Raw genomic sequence first — 14,307 nt, 5'->3', positions numbered from 1 at the left:
GGCGTTCAGCCCTCCGCCAAAGCCTGCGACAGCAGTCGCGCCACCGCACCGCAGGCCAGGGATCCCAGGATGAGCGGCAGCGGGGTTCCGTCGAAGGCCAGACCGATGGGCACCACCAGCGCCATGGCCGCGATGGTTGCCGTGGCCGAGATGACCGACGACGCCATGCCGGCAATGTGGCCCATCGGCTGCATCGCGATGGCGTTCAGGTTCCCGATGCTGAGGCCTGCCAGCGCGAAGGTCGCCACTTGCCAGACCACGAACGCCGGGAACAGTGCCCCTTCGGGCAGGATGCCCGCGATCCAGGCGCCCGCCAGCAGGACCGACAGCGCCACATGCGTCGAGAGCGACCGGCGGATCAGCCAGAGCATCCCCAACCGCACCACCAGCCGCGCATTGAGGAACGAGGCTGAGCCGGCCAGCACCGCCACGATGCCGAACCACAGCGGAAAGCTGTCGGCGCGGCCGAACGTCAGGTCGTAGATCGGCTGCACGCTGGTGATGCAGGCAAACAGGATCGCGAAGACCAGCGTCTGGACGGCGATGGCGCGACGCACGTTGGCATCGCCGAAGACCTCCGCCGCGGCCAGCCGCAGACGCGTGACGTTGAGCGGGCGGCGCAGCGCGGGCGGCATCGTCTCGGGCTGCCGGATCAGAAGCCAGAGGCCCGTCGCGGCCGAAAACACGACGAAGGCCCAGAACACGCCGCGCCAGCTGAACCCGGCGATGATAAGGGCGCCGACCAGCGGCGCGATGGCCGGGACCAGCGTGAAGGTCATCATCACGAAGCTCGACACCCGCGCCATGGCCCGTCCGGCGTAAAGATCGCGGATCATCGCCTGCGCCGCGACACGCGGACCCGACGCGCCCAGCCCCTGCACGATGCGCCCCGCGATCATCGTCTCGAGCGTCGGTGCCACGGTGCAGAGCGCCGCGCCCACGCAATAGAGGAAGGCGCCTCCCAGCATGACGCGCTTGCGCCCGACCGCGTCCGACAGCGGCCCGGTAAACAGCGTGCCCGCCCCCATGCCGACGACAAAGGCCACGATAACGAGTTGTGCCGCGTTCGGGTTGCCCGGCGACAACTCGCGCCCGATCTGCGGCAGGGCGGGCAACATGGCGTCGATGGAAAAGGCGATGGTGGCCGAGAGCATCGCCATCAGGGCCACGAATTCGGGCATCGACAGGGCCTGCGACGCGCGGGCCGCCGGTCGCGGCGGCTGCGGCGTCGGCGCTTCGGGGCGCGCCTGCGGAACGGCAGGCGCGTCGGGTTCGGGCGGCGTCAAGCCTCGCCTGTCCGAAGCTGCTCCAGGATCTCGGCGATCACCTGCTCCCAAAGCTCCGGTGGCTGCGCCCCGCGCAACACATGGCGGTTGTCCACGACGAAAGTCGGCACGCCGGTCACGCCACGGTCACGCGCGTGGGCGTCGCGGACGCGCATGTCCTCCGCATCCGCGTCCGACGCGAGCAATCGCGCGACCATGGCGCCGTCCAGCCCGGACTCGGCGGCAATCGCCACCAGCGTATCCCGGTCGCCGATGTCGCGGCCCTTCTCGAAATACCCCTCGAACAGGGCCTGCACGACCGGCGTTTGCCGCCCCTCCAACCCGGCCCAATGGATCAGGCGATGCGCGTCAAGCGTGTTCGGCGTCCGCTCGATCCGGTCGAAGGCGATGGTCAGCCCCGCCGCCTCCGCCGCCTCGACCACCGGGGCATAGGCCCGCACGGCCCCGTCCTTGCCGCCGAACTTCGCCTCCAGATAGGCGCGCCGGTCCATGCCGCCCGCGGGCATGTCGGGGTTGAGCTGGAACGGATGCCATTCGAGCGCGAACGGGTGGTCGGGGTGCCGCTGCAACGCGCGGAACAGATGCGCCTTGCCGATGTAGCACCATGGACAGATGGGGTCTGACAGAATGTCGAGCTTGATCATTGCGGCTCTCTGGGTCGGGTCGGGCGGACACTAGGCCCGCCGGGCGCCGGGGGAAACCCCGGTGTCTCAGCCGAACAGGTCGGTCTGTCCGCGCGGCACGTCGAGCCCGAGATGCGTCCAGCCCTTGTGCGCCAGCATCCGCCCCCGCGGCGTGCGAGCGATCAGGCCCTGTTGCAGCAGATAGGGCTCGATCACCTCCTCCAGCGCATCGCGGGACTCCGACAGAGCGGCGGCGATGGTTTCGATCCCTACCGGCCCGCCGCCGTAGTTCTCGGCGATAAGCCCGAGGTATCGCCGGTCGGCGGAATCGAGGCCCAGATGATCGACGCCCAGCCGCGTCAACGCCCGGTCCGCGATCGCCCGCGTGACGGTGCCGTCGCCTTCGACCACGGCGAAATCGACGACCCGGCGCAGCAGGCGGCCCGCGATGCGCGGCGTGCCGCGGGCGCGGCGCGCGATCTCCTGCGCGCCGTCGTCGCTGGCCGGGGCACCCATCAGCCGCGCGCCCCGCGTGACGATCTGGTGCAGCTCGGCCGTGGTATAGAACTCCAGCCGCGTGGGAATTCCGAAGCGGTCGCGCAGCGGCGTCGTCAGAAGACCGAGCCGCGTCGTCGCCCCCACCAGCGTGAAGGGCTGAAGGTCGATCCGCACGGTCCGCGCGGCCGGCCCTTCCCCGATCACCAGGTCGAGCGCGAAATCCTCCAGCGCGGGATACAGGACTTCCTCCACCGCCGGGTTGAGACGATGGATCTCGTCGATGAACAGGACGTCGCGGGCCTCCAGATTGGTCAGGATCGCGGCCAGATCGCCCGCCTTGGCCAGCACCGGGCCGGAGGTCATGCGGAACCCGACCCCCAGTTCCCGCGCCATGATCTGCGCCAACGTCGTCTTGCCCAACCCCGGCGGTCCGTGGAACAGCACGTGATCCATCGCGTCGGCTCGGCGCCGGGCACTTTCGATGAAGACGCGCAGGTTCGCGCGCGCCTCGGCCTGCCCGATGAACTCGTCCAGGGTCTGCGGCCGCAACGCTCGGTCGTCCGGCACGTCGTCGGGCACGGCGGGGTCGAGAAGGGGGTCACGGGCCATTGCCTATTCCTTCGGGGCGAGCAGTTTCAACGCCGAGCGGATGATGCCCTGCGTGTCGCTTGCCCCGCCAGCCGCCTCGGCCACGGCGCGGGCGGCGTCGACGGGGGCGTAGCCGAGGTTCGTCAGGGCCGACAGGGCCTCGGACTGGGCAGCGGCCTTGGTATCGGACGGGGGCGCCGCGGGGGCATCGGGTGCGGGGGGACGAACGTCCCCCCCCTCCATCGCCATCATGGCCGGGGCCTTGCCCTTCAGTTCCAGTACCACGCGCTGCGCGATCTTGGGGCCGACGCCGGGCGCCGCCTTGATGGCGTTCGCGTCGCCCATCGCGATGGCCCGCCCGACCCCATCGACACCGAGCGTACCCAGAATGGCCAGCGACCCGCGCGCGCCGATCCCCTGCACCGAGGTGAGCAGCCGGTGCCATTCACGCTCCTGCACGGTCAGGAAACCGAACAGCTGCAGCAGATCCTCGCGCACCAGAAGCTCGGTCCAGAGCGCGCAGGGCGACTTGACCGGCGGCAGCGCCGCGACCGTGCGCTCCGAACAGTGGACGACGTAGCCCACGCCCTGCACGTCCAGCAGCACCTGGTCCGACCCCTTCCAGTCGAGCCGCCCGGTCAACCGCCCGATCATGCGCGCGCCACCGCGGCGGCCACCCTGCACGACATCTGCAGGTGCACGGCGTGGCAGAGCGCCACCGCGAGCGCATCCGCGGCATCGGCGCTATCTGGCGCGCAGCCGGGCAGTTGCATGGCGACCATATGGGCGATCTGCGCCTTGGCCGCGTGACCCACGCCGACGACCGCCTTCTTGACCGCATTGGGTGCATATTCCCCGACCGTCAGGCCCGCCTGTGCCGGCACCAGGACCGCGATGCCCCGCGCCTGCCCCAGCTTCAGCGTGCTCTGACCGCCCGCGTTGACGAAGGTCTGCTCCACCGCCGCCGCGTCCGGGCGGTGCGCTTCCAGGACAGCCGTCAGAAGAAGGTGGAGCGACATCAGCCGCGATCCCATGTCGGAACCCGACGGCCGACAGGTGCCGTTCGCGACATGCCGCAGGCGGGGGCCATCGACGTCGATCACCCCCCAGCCGCAGGCCCGAAGTCCCGGATCGATCCCAATGATGCGCATCTGCCCTGCCCCGGTGTTCTTGCTTTGATCCAAAACTAGCACGTCATCTTCCGCAGGGCCAGTGTGGCGAAGCCTTGCCGCGCCGCAGAAACCCCGGTGCCCTTGCTTCGCCTACGTAATCCAATTGCGAAGGGTCGGGTTTCTGCCATGCAGAAACAGCATGACAGCCATGCCGCTTTGCCATTTGCGCGCGTCGGAGGGCATGCCTATCTGCCGATCATCCGATGCGGCCGACAGCGCTGCATACACCCGCAGCCATTCAGTCAGGATCGCACCATGGCCACCTTCGACACGTTCACCCCCGCCCGTCCCGGGCCCGCAAACGGCCTCATCGGGACCCTTCTGGGCAACCTGATGGCCTGGAACGATCGCCGAATTACCGTGCGGATGTTGAGCGGTCTGACCGACCGGGAACTCAACGATATCGGCATCGAACGCGCCGAGATCGCGACATGGACCAACCACCGCTGACGGCACCGTCGCCACGACAGTCTGGGCCGCTCCGTCCGGGGCGGCCTTTTGCGTTCCCTTATCGCCGCGTCAGGGTCAGCGTCGTCCAGTCGCCCAGCACCTGCCGCTCCGTCAGGTCGAACCCGGCTGCGTCATAGGCGGCGGCGACGTCGTCGGCTTGCGGGTTCAGGATACCCGACAGGATCGCATGGCCGGCAGGCGCGGCATGGGCGGCAAGGTCCGGCGCCATTTCGACCAGCGGGCCTTTGAGGATGTTCGCGAAGATCAGGTCGAAGGGTGCTTCGGCCGCCAATCGGGGATGGTCGAACCCCGCCGCTTCCAGACATTCGACGCGATCCTTCAGGTCGTTCACCTGCGCGTTCGCGCGCGCCACTTCGACCGCGACCTCGTCGATGTCGGACGCGATGACCGTGGCGTCGGGCCAGACCTTCGCCGCCGCCATGGCCAGCACCGCCGTTCCCGCGCCGATGTCGGCCACGCGACCGGGTGCCATGCCGCCCTCCAACAGCCCGTCGAAGGCCAGAAGGCAGCCCTTGGTCGTGCCGTGGTGTCCGGTGCCGAAGGCCATCGCCGCCTCGATCAGAAGCGCGACGCGACCCTCGGGCACGCGGTCCGCGTCATGGCTGCCGTAGACGAAGAAGCGGCCTGCCTCGACCGGGCTCAGCTCCCGCCTGACGTGGGCCACCCAGTCGGTCGGGGGGATCTCGGAGACGGCGAAGGGCCGCGCGCCATAGGCCGCCGCGAGCAGGGCGAGACCCGTCTCGTCGGGCGCCTCGGCGAAATAGGCGCCGACTTCCCACAGGCCCGATCCGTCCTCCATCTCGAAGACGCCCACGCCGTCGGGCTCCAGCGTCTCCTCCAGTGCCTGGCCCAGGCCCTCGGCCTGCGCGCGGTCGGAAAGGGTGGTCAGGGCGGTCCAGCTTGCGGGAGTGATGTCGGACATGGGCGGCCTCCGGGCGTTTCCCCGGGCCTAGACCCGCCGCGCCCGCGCGTCCAGCACCCCTGCTGGACGGCGGCGGGCGGTCGTGGCAATCACCGACCCCATGACGACCGAACCTGCCCCCCTTACTGCCGACGTTGTGGAGGCGCTGTTCACCCGCGCCGACGGGACGTTCCTGTTCGCCCGCTGGGGCCGCCCCATCGTGCCCGTCGTCTTCGGCGTGACCGACGAGACGGTCGCCGTGCTGAAGGGCGCGATCGAGGCGCTTTGTGTCCTGACCGATCACCGCATGGCCGAGACCGACCCGGAACTGGGCGCGAACCTGATGGTCTTCTTCCTGCGCGAGTGGGACGAATTGACGGCCACGCCCAACCTCGACCGTCTGGTACCCGACCTCGGGCCGCTTGTCGCGCGGCTCAAGACGGCGGATGCGAACCAGTACCGCGTGTTCCGCTTCGACGACGCCGGCGGCATCAAGGCCTGCTTCAGCTTCATCCGCATCGACGAGGCGCTGGCGCAGGTGCCTGCCGAGACTCTGGCGCTCAACCAGATGGTGCAGGCCATGCTCCTCTGGTCCGACAGGGCCTTCACCGACCGCTCGCCGCTGGCGCTTCTGGGCGACGCGGCGGTGCTGCGGCCCGACATCGCCGACCTGATGCGCGCGGCCTACGACCCCGTCCTGCCGGTGATGGCGCAGGACCCGAGCCATGCGCTGCGCCTCTCGGCCCGGCTGGGTCGGGCGCAGTGACGCACCGCTGGCCCCTGCGCGTCTACTACGAGGACGTCGATCTCGCCGGGATCGTCTATTACGCCAACTACCTGCGCTTCATCGAACGCGCCCGCTCCGAAATGGTGCGTGAGGCGGGCATCGACCAGACCGCCATGCGCGACGCGGGCCTCGTCTTCGCGGTCACGCGGGTCGAGGCGGACTACATGCGCCCCGCCCGTTACGACGACGCCCTGACGGTCGAAACCGCCGTGGCCCGCACGACCCCTGCGCGCCTGACACTCGACCAGACGATCCTGCGCGACGGAACCGCGCTGTTCCGCGCCCGCGTCACCATCGTCTGCATGGACCTCGGCGGCCGGCCCCGCCCCCTGCCCGATGCGGTGCGCGGGTTGGGCGGATAAGGCAGGCGATGCACGGGGCTGTAACCCTTCGTTAAATCCCCTGTGACAGGGTCCCCCGCAACTCAGCGAGGGGATCCGTCATGCGCCCGTTCCTGCGATCCGTCGCCTATGCGATCGCCGCCCTCTCGGGTGTGGCCATCGGTCATTCGCTGCCTTCCGCGCCGGTCCCACCCTCCCCTGTCGCCGTGGCGGAGGCGCCGCTGCCGCCATGGCCGATCCAGCTGCGCGATGTGATGCAACAGACGGCAACCGTCGCACCGCCGACCGCACCGGCGAAGCCACCGGACGAACCGTTGCCCCGCTGGACGCTGCGGACGGAGGACGATGCCGTTTCGGGCTTCACCGACGTCTACCTCTCGGTGGCCAGCGACCGGCCGTTGCGTTGCGGCCCCCGGCGGCGGGCCATGCTGATGCTGCGCTGTCTGGGCGACCGGACCTCCGCCTATGTCGCCCACGACTGCGCGACGCCATCGACGGGCTCCGGCACATGGCCCGTCGATCTCCGGCTTGACGGTGCCGACGTCACCTCCGTCGCATTCGAGGTCGACGGCGCGGGCGAGGCATTCGGCCACTGGGACTACCGCCCCGCGCGCGAGTTGATCGAGGATCTGGCCCGGGCCGAGACGCTCCACCTGCGCTTCTCCGACCTGACCGGCGCCGAGGCCGAGATGCGTTTTCCGCTGATGGGCCTCGCCGCCCATCTGCCGACGCTGCGCCGTGCCTGCCATTGGTCCGAGGTCCCGCCATGGGCCCCGGCGCGGAACGACGCAGAAGGCTCCGCGACGATGCCTGCCGTCGCGCAACCCCGTCCGGACGGCGCCGCGCAAGGGCCGGATCGCCCGCCGGAATTGGCGACGCTCGCCCGACAGATCTCGCTGTCGGAGCGGCCGCCGGCGCCGCATCTTTCCCGCGAGAGACGTCACCTGGGCTATCCACGCAGCAAATCGCCAATGCGATGATGCATCTCGCCAAGGCTTTCGGCATCTGCTAGCGTGCCGCGAATTGAAAGGGGCCGACAAACGGTCCGACAACCAAGGACGGGCAGTCCAGATGGAAACCGAAGTACTGGCAGCCGCCAGCGAGATCGATTTCTCGCTTTGGGCGCTTTTCCTGCGTGCGACGTTCATCGTCCAGATCGTGATGATCATGCTCTTCGCGGCATCGATCTGGGTCTGGGCGATCTTCCTGCAGAAGATCACGCAGTTCCGGCGCGCGCGCAGCCGTGCCGCCGCCTTCGACCGCGCCTTCTGGTCGGGGGAGCCTCTGGACGAGCTCTACGACCAGATCGGCGACCGCCCCCGGTCGGCGTCGGAACGGATCTTCGCCGCCGCCATGCAGGAATGGACGCGCAGCCACCGCGACGACGGGGGTCTGATCGCGGGAACCCAGTCGCGCATCGACCGCACCATGGACGTGGCCATCGCCAAGGAACGCGACCGACTGACCTCCGGGCTGGTGTTCCTCGCCACCGTCGGGTCGACCGGCCCCTTCGTAGGCCTGTTCGGCACCGTCTGGGGCATCAAGCACGCCTTCGAGCAGATCGCCATCAGCCAGAACACCAACCTGGCCGTCGTGGCCCCGGGCATCGCCGAGGCGCTGCTGGCCACGGGTCTCGGTCTTCTGGCGGCGATTCCGGCCGTGGTCTTCTACAACAAGCTCAACCGCGACGCGGACCGCATCACCGGCAACTACGAAGCTTTCGCGGACGAGTTCGCGACGATCCTGTCGCGCCAGCTCGACGCGGCATGATGGGGAGGGTCTGACATGGGTGGCGGAACGATCCAGCCTGGCGGCGGCGCCAATACCCGCCGTCGCAGGCGCGTGGGCAGCGGCGGCGCGCCGATGTCCGAAATCAACGTCACGCCCTTCGTGGACGTGATGCTGGTCCTGCTCATCATCTTCATGGTGGCGGCGCCGCTGCTGACGGCGGGCGTCCCGATCGAACTGCCGGAAACGGCCGCCGCTCCCCTTCCACAGGAGCAGGAGGAACCGCTGGCCGTCACCGTCGCGGCCGACGGCCGCATCCTCATCGGCTCGACCGAGGTCCCGCGCGAGGAGTTCCTGACCCGCCTTCGGGCTGTCGCGGCGGAGCGCGAGGGCGACAAGGTCTTTTTGCGCGCCGACGGGGCCGTGCCCTATTCCGAAGTCATGGTCGTGATGGGGGCGCTCAATGCGGGCGGCTTCCGCAACATCGGCCTCGTGACCGAGGCCGGCGGCCCCACCCTGGATGATGCACCCGCCGGCGACGAGGCGGGCCAATAGGATGGAACAGCGGACGGCGCTGGCCCTGTCGGGGACGGCACATGCTGGTCTGATCGTCTGGGCGCTGGTCGCCGGCCTGTTCAATCCCGTGGACGACGACGACAAGCTGACCGTCGCCGCCGTCTCTGTGGTGTCCTCCGCCGAGTTCGATGCGCTGTCGTCGGCCGCGCCCGCTCCTTCCGCTGCCCCGGCCCCTGCCGCGCCCGTCGCTCCCGTGACGCCCGAAGCCGCGCCATCCGTGCCCGAGCCCGCACCGGAGGAGGCGCCCCCGCCCCGCCCGGCGCCGCAGCCGGTGACGCCCGCACCCACCCCGCCCGACGCCACCCCGGACGTGGCGCAGCTTGTCCCGCCGCCCGTGACCGACGTGGCCCCCGAGACGCCGGACGAGCCCGCCGCACCGGCGGAGGCACCCGACGCGCCGCCATCCGTGCGCCCGGCCCCGCGCCCCGCCCCGCGCGTGGCTCCGACACCCGCGCCCGCGCCGCCGCCGATGACCGAAACGGCCCCCGTGGTCGAACCGGCCCCCGCCCCATCGGAGGAGGTCACGCCCGAGGAACCCGTCGAGCCGGTCGAGACGCCCGCCGCGCCGGAGGAGGCCGCGCCCATCATCGTGACCGAGGCCGAGACGCCCGCCGCTGCCCCCGAACGCTCACGTCGCCCGGCGCGCCGTCCGGCCCGCGCCGCACCGGCGGTGGCGCAGACCGAGACCCCGGCCGAGACGCCCTCGGCCCCCGCCGCGACCGAGACCGCGCAGGAAACCTCGGCTGAGCCTGCGACGCCGCCCGCCGCGACGCCGCCCGCAAACGACACCCCGCGCGAGATCGATACCGCCTCCGCCTTGGCCGAGGCCCTGGGCGGCGGAACGGGCACCCCCGATGCCCCGACGTCCGCCCCCGCCGGCCCGCCCCTGACGCAGGGTGAGCGGGACGGGTTGCGCGTTGCGGTCAGCGCCTGCTGGAACCTCGGAAGCCTTTCGACCGAAGCGATGCGGACGCAGGTCACGATCTTCATGGAGATGAACCGCGACGGGAAACCCCGCACCGACACGATCCGTTTGATTGGGTTCGAGGGTGGATCGCAGGCGGCCGCAAACCAGGCCTATGAGGCCGGGCGCCGGGCGATCATCCGTTGCGCAACGACGGGACGCGACGGTTATGACCTCCCCGATGACAAGTACGAGCAGTGGCAGGAGATCGAGATGACCTTCAACCCCGAACAGATGCGGGGTCGCTGATGGCCTGCCGCAACCGTCGCGATCGTGCGGAGGCCCGCCCCGCGTGGACCGGCCGTGCCCACCCCATTGAGAAACCGCGTCACTTTGGCGATACGGAGCATGACACCGAAATGGAAACCAAGAGGTCCAGGGTGAAGAAACTGATCAAGGCCCCGTGGGTGACGGCATTCTTCGCCGCGCTGATGCTCGCCACTCCGCTGGCAGCGCAATCCCCCGGCCCGCTGAAGATCGAGATCACGGACGGGGTGATCGAACCCCTGCCCTTCGCGGTGCCGACCTTCGTCGCGCGCAACGATGCCGCCAACGATCTGGCGCAGGACATCACCCGCGTGATCTCGGCCGACCTGACCAACACGGGCTTGTTCCGCGAAATCCCGCAGGACGCCCACATCGCCCGCATCGGAAGCTTCGACGCCCCGATCCAGTTCTCGGACTGGAAGGCGATCAACGCGCAGGCGCTCATCACCGGCTCCGTTCTCGCCGAACCGGACGGGCGCATCGTGGTGCAGTTCCGCCTCTACGACGTCTTCTCGGAAGCGCCGCTGGGCGAGGGGTTGCAGTTCGTGGGCACCGCCGACGGCTGGCGGCGCATGGCGCACAAGGTGGCCGACGCCGCCTATTCGCGCATCACCGGCGAAGGCCCCTATTTCGACAGCCGCGTCGTCTTCGTGTCCGAACAGGGTCCCAAGGATGCGCGGCAGAAGCGCCTGGCGGTCATGGACTACGACGGCGCGAACGTGACCTACCTGACTTCCTCCGACAGCATCGTGCTCGCCCCCCGCTTCAGCCCGGACGGCAGCCGGATCATCTATACCGGATACGAATCGGGCTTTCCGAAGGTGACGGTCATCAACGTGGCCACGCTGGAGAAGCAGACCGTGGGCGGCGTCGACCAGAACATGAGCTTCGCCCCCCGCTTCAGCCCCGACAGCAGCAAGGTCGTCTATTCGGCCGAGGTGGCGGGCAACACCGATCTCTACCAACTCGACCTCAACACCGGCGCGCAGACGCGGCTGACGACGGCCCCCTCCATCGAGACGGCCCCAAGCTACAGCCCCGACGGCAGCCGGCTGGTGTTCGAATCCGACCGTTCCGGTGCGCCCCAGCTCTATGTCATGCCGGCATCCGGCGGAGAGGGCAGCCGGATCAGCTTCGGTGAAGGCCGCTACGGCACGCCGGTCTGGTCGCCCGAGGACGACTACATCGCCTTCACCAAGCAGAACGCCGGACGCTTCCACATTGGCGTCATGCGCACCGACGGGTCGGAGGAGCGTCTGCTGACCGGCGCCTTCCTCGACGAAGGCCCGACCTGGGCGCCGAACGGGCGCGTGGTCATGTTCACGCGCGAGACTTCGGGTGCACAGGGCGCACCGGCGCTCTATACGGTCGACATCACAGGCCGGAACCTTCAACGCGCCGCAACGCCGGCCGCAGCCTCCGACCCCGCCTGGGGCCCCCTTCTTCGATAAGGATCTGACACGATGAAATCCACCGCACTTCTCCTTGTGGCCGCAATGGCGCTGACCGCCTGCGGCGACCGTCTGGGCCGCGGCGGCGCCGATGGCGCGGCCGGCGGCGCGAACGGCGGCTTCGGTGCCGGCGGCGTCGTTCCCGGCAGCGCGAACGACCCCGCTTCGGTCGCCTATTTCCAGCAGACCGTCGGCGACCGCGTCCTGTTCCTCGTCGACCAGTCCACCTTGACGCCGGAGGGGCAGACCACCCTGGCGGCCCAGGCGCGGTGGATGAACGCCAACCCCGGCTATACCGCGCTGGTCGAGGGCCATGCCGACGAACAGGGCACGCGGGAATACAACCTCGCCCTGGGCGGTCGCCGGGCCAATGCGGCGCGCGACTACCTGATCAGCCAGGGCGTGTCGGCAGGCCGCCTGCGGACCATCAGCTATGGCAAGGAGCGTCCGTTGCAGGTCTGCTCGACCGAAGCCTGCTACAGCCAGAACCGCCGCGCGGTGACGGTGCTGGCGGCCGGAGCGGGCGTATGATGCTGCGCGCCGCCGTCCTGATGCTGGCGCTGGCCGCACCTGCGGCGGCGCAGCAGGACCAGACCCTTGCCGACATCCGCCAGCAGCTTGCCGTCCTCAGCGTCGAGATGCAAAAGCTGCGGGGCGAGTTGAACACCACTGGCGCGCCCTCGGTCTCCACCGGCGGCTCGACCGTGCCGGACCGCGTCAACGCCATCGAGGCGGAGCTTCAGCGTCTGACGCAGGCCACCGAACGCATGGAGTTCCGCATCGAGAGCGTGTCCCGCGACGGATCCGCCCGGATCGAAGATCTGCGCTTCCAGCTTTGCGAGTTGACGCCCGACTGCGATCTCGGCTCGCTGCCGAACCCCGGCCCGCTGGGCGACAGCGACGAAAGCGACAACGGATCGGCCGGTGGCAGCATCACGCCTCCTGCCGACGCACCGTCGGACGGGGGCGGCGCACAGCTTGCCGTGGGCGAACGCGGCGATTTCGACCGCGCCAAGGCGATGCTGGACGCGGGCGAGAACGCCAATGCCGCCAAGGCGTTCGAGCAGTTCGTGACGGCCTATCCGACCGGCCCGCTGTCGGCGGAGGCGCAGTTCCTGCGCGGCAAGGCGCTCGCGGCGGACAATCAGCATGCCGATGCGGCACGGGCATTCCTCGAATCGTTCTCCGGCACACCGGAAGGGCCGAAGGCACCCGAGGCGCTGGTCGGGCTGGGCACGGCGCTCGGCGCATTGGGGCAAACGGACGAAGCCTGCCTGACCCTGTCGGAGGTCGCGGTGCGGTTTCCGCAGTCGCCTGCAGTCGCGCAGGCCAATTCGGCGCGCGCGGGTCTTGGCTGCTCCTGACCCGGGCAAAGCGGCGATCGAGCGGCTGATCCGGTCGCGTTACGACACCCCCCCCTCCGCCATCGGCATCGCCGTCTCAGGCGGGGGGGACTCCACCGTGCTCCTCCTCGCGGCGCTGGACTGGGCGGAAGCGACAGGCACAGCGATCACGGCGGCCACGGTCGACCATGGATTGCGCGCAGGGTCGGCAGAGGAGGCGGCACAGGTCGCCGCGCTCTGCGGCAGGCTCGGCATCGGTCATTCCACGCTAACGGTCGATACCCTGATCGACGGTCCTGCCCTTCAGGCCCGCGCCCGCGACGCGCGCTATGCCGCCCTCGTTCGATGGGCGAAGGCCGCGAACCTGCCCGTCGTCCTGCTGGGCCATACCGCCGACGACGTGGCGGAAACCCTGGTGATGGGCCTGCGTCGTGGGGTCGGGATCGACGGGTTGGCCGCGATTCCCGAATGGCGCGACATCGGGCCGGTCGTCTTCGGTCGCCCCTTTCTGGACCTGACGCGGGCGGCCCTGCGAGAAATGCTGGATGCCCGTGGCATTACCGCCATCGAAGATCCGTCCAACGACGACGAAAGGTTCGAGAGGGTGGCGGTGCGCAAGGCGATGGCAACGCTCGACCTCGACCCGCTGATGCTGGCACGCAGCGCCGCGCGGCTGAGGGAGGCGCGTCTGTCGCTTGCGCGGCGGACCGCCGATCTGGCCATCCGGGTCGTGACGGAGGATCGCGGCGACCTGATCCTTGCCCCTGACGCCGTGGAGGACCTGCGCACGCGTGAGCCTGAGCAACTCCGTCGACTGATCCTGGCCGCCCTCGCGTGGATCGGCGGGGCGCCAATGCCACGCGATGCCGAACAATCCCGACTGTTGGCCGCCATCGGCCCCGACATGGCGGCCGTGACGCTCGCGGGGTGCCTGATCCGGGGCACGGCGGAGGGCATTTGTTTCGCGCGCGAAACATCGGCCTGCGCCGGACCCATGGTCCTGCCCGCCACCGGCAAGGGCGTTCTGTGGGACGGGCGGTGGCGGATCGCCGGGCCGGGCGGCGAGGGGCGGACGGTCGGGGCGTTGGGCGACGACGTGACGAAGGTGCCATGGCGCAACACGGGGCTGCCGCGCCGGTCCCTGATGTCCTCGCCCGCCGTCCGGGCCGCGGACGGCACGCTGATCGCCGCCCCGCTGGCCGGCCTGGCGGCAGGATACGATCTGCGGCTCGCACGCCCCTTTTCCGCGACACTCCGCCCCTGCGGCCCCCTGGGCGATTGAACCCGGGGGGGCAGGCGCCTATGTTGCCC

The 14,307-nt window shown here is 70.0% G+C and carries 17 protein-coding genes; 11 read left to right on the top strand and 6 right to left on the bottom strand.

Translation table 11 applies throughout. The features are described from left to right. Nucleotides 1-5: 5 nt before the first annotated feature. The 5 genes from JAN5088_RS12840 to ruvC form a co-directional block, all read right to left on the bottom strand. Complete coding sequence (locus JAN5088_RS12840) at nucleotides 6-1,181, bottom strand: multidrug effflux MFS transporter (protein ID WP_055683360.1); 1,176 nt, start codon at nucleotides 1,179-1,181, stop codon at nucleotides 6-8. Nucleotides 1,182-1,282: 101 nt separating this feature from the next. Beyond that, on the bottom strand, nucleotides 1,283-1,930 hold the full coding sequence (locus tag JAN5088_RS12835) for a DsbA family oxidoreductase (RefSeq protein WP_055683186.1): 648 nt from the start codon (nucleotides 1,928-1,930) through the stop codon (nucleotides 1,283-1,285). Between the two features lie 66 nt (nucleotides 1,931-1,996). Further along, the gene (gene ruvB, locus JAN5088_RS12830; RefSeq protein ID WP_055683185.1) at nucleotides 1,997-3,016 is read right to left on the bottom strand and encodes a Holliday junction branch migration DNA helicase RuvB; all 1,020 of its coding nucleotides are present in this window, start codon (nucleotides 3,014-3,016) and stop codon (nucleotides 1,997-1,999) included. Between the two features lie 3 nt (nucleotides 3,017-3,019). Beyond that, nucleotides 3,020-3,649, bottom strand: a complete 630-nt coding sequence (ruvA, locus tag JAN5088_RS12825; protein WP_055683184.1) for a Holliday junction branch migration protein RuvA — start codon at nucleotides 3,647-3,649, stop codon at nucleotides 3,020-3,022. After that, on the bottom strand, nucleotides 3,646-4,146 hold the full coding sequence (gene ruvC / locus JAN5088_RS12820; RefSeq protein ID WP_055683359.1) for a crossover junction endodeoxyribonuclease RuvC: 501 nt from the start codon (nucleotides 4,144-4,146) through the stop codon (nucleotides 3,646-3,648). The genes ruvA and ruvC overlap by 4 nt, the downstream gene beginning before the upstream one ends. Before the next feature lie 276 nt (nucleotides 4,147-4,422). Here ruvC and JAN5088_RS12815 point away from each other — a divergent pair, with 276 nt between their 5' ends. Beyond that, nucleotides 4,423-4,617 (top strand): DUF1127 domain-containing protein, encoded by a 195-nt coding sequence (locus JAN5088_RS12815; protein WP_055683183.1) that lies wholly within the window; start codon nucleotides 4,423-4,425, stop codon nucleotides 4,615-4,617. A gap of 58 nt (nucleotides 4,618-4,675) precedes the next feature. On the opposite strand, the gene JAN5088_RS12810 is transcribed toward JAN5088_RS12815, so the two are convergent. After that, nucleotides 4,676-5,560, bottom strand: coding sequence for a 50S ribosomal protein L11 methyltransferase (locus JAN5088_RS12810; RefSeq protein WP_055683182.1), 885 nt, complete (start codon nucleotides 5,558-5,560; stop codon nucleotides 4,676-4,678). Between the two features lie 100 nt (nucleotides 5,561-5,660). Between JAN5088_RS12810 and JAN5088_RS12805 the strand changes: the two genes are divergently transcribed. The 10 genes from JAN5088_RS12805 to tilS all read left to right on the top strand — a co-directional run bounded on the left by JAN5088_RS12805 (nucleotide 5,661) and on the right by tilS (nucleotide 14,278). Further along, nucleotides 5,661-6,305, top strand: a complete 645-nt coding sequence (locus JAN5088_RS12805) for a hypothetical protein (RefSeq protein ID WP_055683181.1) — start codon at nucleotides 5,661-5,663, stop codon at nucleotides 6,303-6,305. Next, entirely contained in the window at nucleotides 6,302-6,688 is a 387-nt protein-coding gene (gene ybgC / locus JAN5088_RS12800; protein ID WP_055683180.1) for a tol-pal system-associated acyl-CoA thioesterase, read from the top strand. The genes JAN5088_RS12805 and ybgC overlap by 4 nt, the downstream gene beginning before the upstream one ends. Before the next feature lie 80 nt (nucleotides 6,689-6,768). Beyond that, the gene (locus JAN5088_RS12795; RefSeq protein ID WP_055683179.1) at nucleotides 6,769-7,647 is read left to right on the top strand and encodes a type VI secretion system-associated protein TagO; all 879 of its coding nucleotides are present in this window, start codon (nucleotides 6,769-6,771) and stop codon (nucleotides 7,645-7,647) included. A 91-nt stretch (nucleotides 7,648-7,738) separates the two neighbouring features. Next, a complete protein-coding gene (gene tolQ / locus JAN5088_RS12790) occupies nucleotides 7,739-8,437 on the top strand; it encodes a protein TolQ (RefSeq protein WP_055683178.1) in 699 nt (232 codons plus the stop codon). Between the two features lie 15 nt (nucleotides 8,438-8,452). Continuing rightward, nucleotides 8,453-8,950, top strand: coding sequence for a protein TolR (gene tolR / locus JAN5088_RS12785; protein ID WP_055683177.1), 498 nt, complete (start codon nucleotides 8,453-8,455; stop codon nucleotides 8,948-8,950). Between the two features lies 1 nt (nucleotide 8,951). After that, the gene (gene tolA, locus JAN5088_RS19450) at nucleotides 8,952-10,184 is read left to right on the top strand and encodes a cell envelope integrity protein TolA (protein ID WP_055683176.1); all 1,233 of its coding nucleotides are present in this window, start codon (nucleotides 8,952-8,954) and stop codon (nucleotides 10,182-10,184) included. A gap of 182 nt (nucleotides 10,185-10,366) precedes the next feature. Further along, entirely contained in the window at nucleotides 10,367-11,653 is a 1,287-nt protein-coding gene (gene tolB / locus JAN5088_RS12775; RefSeq protein ID WP_055683358.1) for a Tol-Pal system beta propeller repeat protein TolB, read from the top strand. Between the two features lie 12 nt (nucleotides 11,654-11,665). After that, the gene (pal, locus tag JAN5088_RS12770; RefSeq protein ID WP_055683175.1) at nucleotides 11,666-12,184 is read left to right on the top strand and encodes a peptidoglycan-associated lipoprotein Pal; all 519 of its coding nucleotides are present in this window, start codon (nucleotides 11,666-11,668) and stop codon (nucleotides 12,182-12,184) included. Further along, nucleotides 12,181-13,017, top strand: a complete 837-nt coding sequence (gene ybgF, locus JAN5088_RS12765; protein WP_306455477.1) for a tol-pal system protein YbgF — start codon at nucleotides 12,181-12,183, stop codon at nucleotides 13,015-13,017. Before pal ends, ybgF begins: the two co-directional genes overlap by 4 nt. Next, a complete protein-coding gene (gene tilS / locus JAN5088_RS12760; RefSeq protein ID WP_082429994.1) occupies nucleotides 13,004-14,278 on the top strand; it encodes a tRNA lysidine(34) synthetase TilS in 1,275 nt (424 codons plus the stop codon). The genes ybgF and tilS overlap by 14 nt, the downstream gene beginning before the upstream one ends. Nucleotides 14,279-14,307: the final 29 nt, after the last annotated feature.

Source organism: Jannaschia rubra, assembly GCF_001403735.1.
Taxonomy (GTDB): Bacteria; Pseudomonadota; Alphaproteobacteria; order Rhodobacterales; family Rhodobacteraceae; genus Jannaschia; species Jannaschia rubra.
Note: the sequence above shows the minus strand (reverse complement) of the source record. Positions and strands in the feature narration are given on the sequence as shown.

Bases quoted from the DNA above. Each gene is read 5' to 3' on its own strand.
- JAN5088_RS12840 (WP_055683360.1), bottom strand. From the start codon at position 1,181: ATGCCCGAATTCGTGGCCCTGATGGCGATGCTCTCGGCCACCATCGCC.
- JAN5088_RS12835 (WP_055683186.1), bottom strand. From the start codon at position 1,930: ATGATCAAGCTCGACATTCTGTCAGACCCCATCTGTCCATGGTGCTAC.
- ruvB (WP_055683185.1), bottom strand. From the start codon at position 3,016: ATGGCCCGTGACCCCCTTCTCGACCCCGCCGTGCCCGACGACGTGCCG.
- ruvA (WP_055683184.1), bottom strand. From the start codon at position 3,649: ATGATCGGGCGGTTGACCGGGCGGCTCGACTGGAAGGGGTCGGACCAG.
- ruvC (WP_055683359.1), bottom strand. From the start codon at position 4,146: ATGCGCATCATTGGGATCGATCCGGGACTTCGGGCCTGCGGCTGGGGG.
- JAN5088_RS12815 (WP_055683183.1), top strand. From the start codon at position 4,423: ATGGCCACCTTCGACACGTTCACCCCCGCCCGTCCCGGGCCCGCAAAC.
- JAN5088_RS12810 (WP_055683182.1), bottom strand. From the start codon at position 5,560: ATGTCCGACATCACTCCCGCAAGCTGGACCGCCCTGACCACCCTTTCC.
- JAN5088_RS12805 (WP_055683181.1), top strand. From the start codon at position 5,661: ATGACGACCGAACCTGCCCCCCTTACTGCCGACGTTGTGGAGGCGCTG.
- JAN5088_RS12795 (WP_055683179.1), top strand. From the start codon at position 6,769: ATGCGCCCGTTCCTGCGATCCGTCGCCTATGCGATCGCCGCCCTCTCG.
- tolQ (WP_055683178.1), top strand. From the start codon at position 7,739: ATGGAAACCGAAGTACTGGCAGCCGCCAGCGAGATCGATTTCTCGCTT.
- tolR (WP_055683177.1), top strand. From the start codon at position 8,453: ATGGGTGGCGGAACGATCCAGCCTGGCGGCGGCGCCAATACCCGCCGT.
- tolA (WP_055683176.1), top strand. From the start codon at position 8,952: ATGGAACAGCGGACGGCGCTGGCCCTGTCGGGGACGGCACATGCTGGT.
- tolB (WP_055683358.1), top strand. From the start codon at position 10,367: ATGCTCGCCACTCCGCTGGCAGCGCAATCCCCCGGCCCGCTGAAGATC.
- pal (WP_055683175.1), top strand. From the start codon at position 11,666: ATGAAATCCACCGCACTTCTCCTTGTGGCCGCAATGGCGCTGACCGCC.
- ybgF (WP_306455477.1), top strand. From the start codon at position 12,181: ATGATGCTGCGCGCCGCCGTCCTGATGCTGGCGCTGGCCGCACCTGCG.